General features: G+C 63.2%; 3 protein-coding genes and 2 pseudogenes. All 5 read left to right on the top strand.

What is annotated here, in order from left to right; genetic code table 11:
* Positions 1–1,433, top strand: a 1,433-nt coding sequence (locus V7D69_RS15550) for an NAD-dependent succinate-semialdehyde dehydrogenase (RefSeq protein ID WP_333606271.1), incomplete at its 5' end; no start/stop codon positions are given.
* Positions 1,434–1,450: 17 nt separating this feature from the next.
* Positions 1,451–2,179, top strand: a complete 729-nt coding sequence (locus V7D69_RS15545; RefSeq protein ID WP_333606270.1) for an SRPBCC family protein — start codon at positions 1,451–1,453, stop codon at positions 2,177–2,179.
* A 226-nt stretch (positions 2,180–2,405) separates the two neighbouring features.
* A pseudogene (locus V7D69_RS15540) lies at positions 2,406–2,772 on the top strand (transposase); the annotation flags it as partial.
* Positions 2,702–2,896, top strand: coding sequence for a tyrosine-protein phosphatase (locus V7D69_RS16225; RefSeq protein ID WP_442947067.1), 195 nt, complete (start codon positions 2,702–2,704; stop codon positions 2,894–2,896). The pseudogene V7D69_RS15540 and the gene V7D69_RS16225, both read left to right, overlap by 71 nt.
* Before the next feature lie 151 nt (positions 2,897–3,047).
* Positions 3,048–3,451: pseudogene (locus V7D69_RS15535) on the top strand (acetyl-CoA C-acyltransferase); the annotation flags it as partial.

Genomic DNA, 3,451 nt, shown 5'->3' with positions numbered 1-3,451 from the left:
TCAAGCAGCAATGCCTGATCGGCGGCGAATGGGTGGACGCGGCGAGCGGCAAGACCATCGCAGTCACCAATCCCGCAACCGGCGAGATGATCGGCCATGTCCCTGCTTTGGCGCGGGAGGAAGTGGCCCGTGCGATCGATGTCGCCTATGAAGCGCAGGCCGGCTGGCGGGCGAAAACGGGCAAGGAACGCGCCGCCATTCTGCGGCAGCTCTATGAGCTGATGATGGAAAATCAGGACGACCTCGCCCTCATCCTGACAATCGAGCAAGGAAAGCCGCTGGCCGAGGCGAGGGGCGAGATCGCCTATGCCGCCGGCTTCATCGAATGGTTCGGCGAAGAGGCGAAGCGCGTCTATGGCGACACCATCCCCAACCATCTGCCGGGCCGCCGCATCATCGTGCAGAAGGAGCCGATCGGTGTCTTCGCCGCAATCACGCCCTGGAACTTCCCGAGCGCGATGATCACGCGCAAGGCGGGACCGGGCTGGGCGGCGGGCTGCACAGGGGTGATCCGGCCAGCGAGTGAGACGCCCTTTTCCGCGCTGGCACTGGGCGCGCTGGCGGAACGCGCGGGGATGCCGGCGGGCGTGTGCAACGTCATTACCGGTCCTTCCGGCGCGACCGGGCAGGAACTGTGCGAAAATCCGAAGGTCCGCAAGCTCTCCTTCACTGGCTCCACCCGAGTGGGGTCGCTGCTGCTTTCGCAATGCGCGCCGACGGTCAAGAAGACCAGCATGGAACTGGGCGGCAACGCGCCCTTCATCGTGTTCGACGATGCCGACGTGAACGCCGCCGTCGCGGGGGCCATGGCGTCCAAATATCGCAATAGCGGCCAGACGTGCGTCTGCGCCAACCGCTTCCTCGTGCAAAGTGGCATCTATGACCGCTTCGCCGAGAAGCTGGTGGAGGCGGTCGAGGCGCTAAAGGTCGGCCCGGGTACGCAGGAGGGCGTGACTCAGGGGCCGCTCATCAACGCTGCCGCCGTGGAGAAGGTGGAGGAGCATATCGCAGACGGTCTCGCCATGGGCGCGCGCATCCTGACGGGCGGCAAGCGCCATGCGCTCGGCGGCTCCTTCTTCGAACCCACGGTGATGGCCGACGTGCCGGCGCACGCTGCGTTGATGGCGGAGGAAACCTTCGGCCCGCTCGCGCCGCTGGTCCGTTTCGAAACCGAGGCGGAGGCGATCGCTCTCGCCAACGACACGGAATTCGGCCTCGCCTCCTATTTCTACAGCCGCGACGTGGGGCGCATCTTCCGCGTCGCCGAAGGGCTGGAAGCGGGGATCGTCGGCATCAACGAGGGGATCATCTCCACGGAGGTCGCGCCCTTCGGCGGGGTCAAGGCATCGGGCCTCGGCCGCGAAGGTTCCAAATATGGCATCGAGGATTACGTGGAGATCAAATATCTCTGCCTCGGCGGCATCGACGGCTGAGGAAAGGGGGCATTTTCATGGACATGACAGGCGAACAACGCATTCCCACCGATCGGGAAACGGTTTGGAAGGCGCTGAACGATGCCGACATCTTGCGGACCTGCATTCCTGGCTGTCAGAAACTGGTCAAGGAGTCGGATACGGATATGACGGCGATCGCCGTGATCAAGGTCGGTCCCATTTCCGCACGCTTCCAAGGCAAGGTGACGCTCTCCGATCTCGACCCGCCCAACGGCTATCGCATCACCGGCGAAGGGCAGGGGGGCGTTGCCGGCCATGCCAAGGGCGGGGCGGTTGTGCGGCTGACGGAGGATGGCGGCGAAACCATCTTGCATTATGACGTATCGGCGCAAGTCGGCGGCAGACTGGCGCAACTGGGCGGACGGATGATCGACGCGACTGCCCGGTCCATGTCAGCCGCCTTCTTCAAGAAGTTCGCGGAGGAATTGGAAGCCCGCCGAGGCGGTAAGGTGGTGGACCTGACTGCGCCACCGCCGGATATGGCTGAGGCCGATGTGGCGATGCCCCGTCAATCCCCGCCTGCTCCCGCAGCGGAATCCGTTTCCGGAAGCGTCTGGCCATGGGTCTTGTCCGGGATGCTCCTCGGTTCGCTTATCACGGGGATATTCGGTCTACCGCTCATGAAAGGAGCATTCGACACGGCGACATTTGCTCCGCTTTTCCTTGTCGCGGTATTTCTATCATTGCTTCAAGGCTACCTGCTGGGCCGCGGACGGCCTGCATAGTGGTGAATTCAATGCCGGATATTCTCATTTTGAACCGGACGTCTGATTTGTGTCGTCGGGTGAGGCAGGGAAGGAAGAAAACGCAACGAATCTATCCGGCTTGGCGTTCGACATGCACCGTCTGATCCTCCATCAGACAGGCTTTAGCAGTTTGCGGAAAAGGCGCTTGCACTGAAGGGGTATTGCTGATTCCAGGATTGCGTCGATGGACGTTGAAGGGATCAGGATGCGCGGCGGTGACGAGCGGAGTGAAGGGCTGTTTTCCTACGTGAGTTGCGAGGCTCGGGTGCCGGCGAACCACCCGCTTCGCGCGATCCGGGCGATTGTCGATGAAGCGCTGGAAGTTCTGTCGCCGGATTTCGATGGCCTGTATTCTCGTATCGGCAGGCCCTCGATCCCGCCCGAGAAGCTGCTGCGCGCCTTGTTCTTGCAGGCTTTCTATTCGATCCGCTCGGAACGCCAGTTGATGGAGCAGATGGGACTACAACCTGCTCTTCCGCTGGTTCGTCGGCCTGGCGATGGATGCGCCGATCTGGGATGTCACGGTTTCCACCAATAACCGCGAGAGGCTGCTGGCAGGCGACATCGCGGCCGTCGATCGAAGCGGTATTTAGGGTCATCGATCAATATCCCGGCGGCGCGAAAGCCTATCTGCGCGACAAGATGGGCCTCGACCAGTCGAGGATAGCGCGGCTGCGCGCCCTCTACACCGAATAGAGGCGGGCGGCGGGAAGCTATCCATGCTGCCTTTCGCAGGCGTGCTCGAGGTCTGGCTACCCGCCCTTCGATAGGTGGCGACAGCGTTGTTCATCACAATGTGCGCCTGTTGTCTGGCTCGATATGGCCGAGCATTTAGCAGGATGAGTCGATGGAAGCCTATATTTACGACCATGTGCGCACGCCCCGCGGCAAGGGGCGCCCAGACGGCGCGCTTCATGAAATCCCGTCCGTGCAGATGGCGACCCAATTGCTCCAGGCGGTACGGGATCGCAACGCGCTCGACACCGCGCTGCTGGACGATGTCATCATCGGCATGGCGCAGCCGGTCGGCGAACAGGGCGGCGTCCTTGCCCGCGCGGCGGTATTGCAGGCGGGCTATGCCCAGACGGTCGGCGGCCAGCAGATCCACCGCTTCTGCGCCACGGGCCTGGACGCGGTCAGCCTGATCGCGGCGCAGATTCATTCGGGCATGATCCAGGCCGGCATCGGCGGCGGCGTCGAATCCATGAGCCGCACGGTCATGGGCTATGACAGCGGCGCCTGGACCGCCGA

Origin of the sequence: Novosphingobium sp., assembly GCF_036733805.1 — a bacterium.
Classification (GTDB): domain Bacteria; phylum Pseudomonadota; class Alphaproteobacteria; order Sphingomonadales; family Sphingomonadaceae; genus Novosphingobium.
The sequence above is the reverse complement of the archived record's forward strand: the minus strand, read 5'-3'. Positions and strand labels throughout refer to the sequence as shown.

Excerpts from the sequence above, each read along its gene's own strand:
- V7D69_RS15545 (WP_333606270.1), top strand. The coding sequence starts at position 1,451 with ATGGACATGACAGGCGAACAACGCATTCCCACCGATCGGGAAACGGTT.
- V7D69_RS16225 (WP_442947067.1), top strand. The coding sequence starts at position 2,702 with ATGCGCCGATCTGGGATGTCACGGTTTCCACCAATAACCGCGAGAGGC.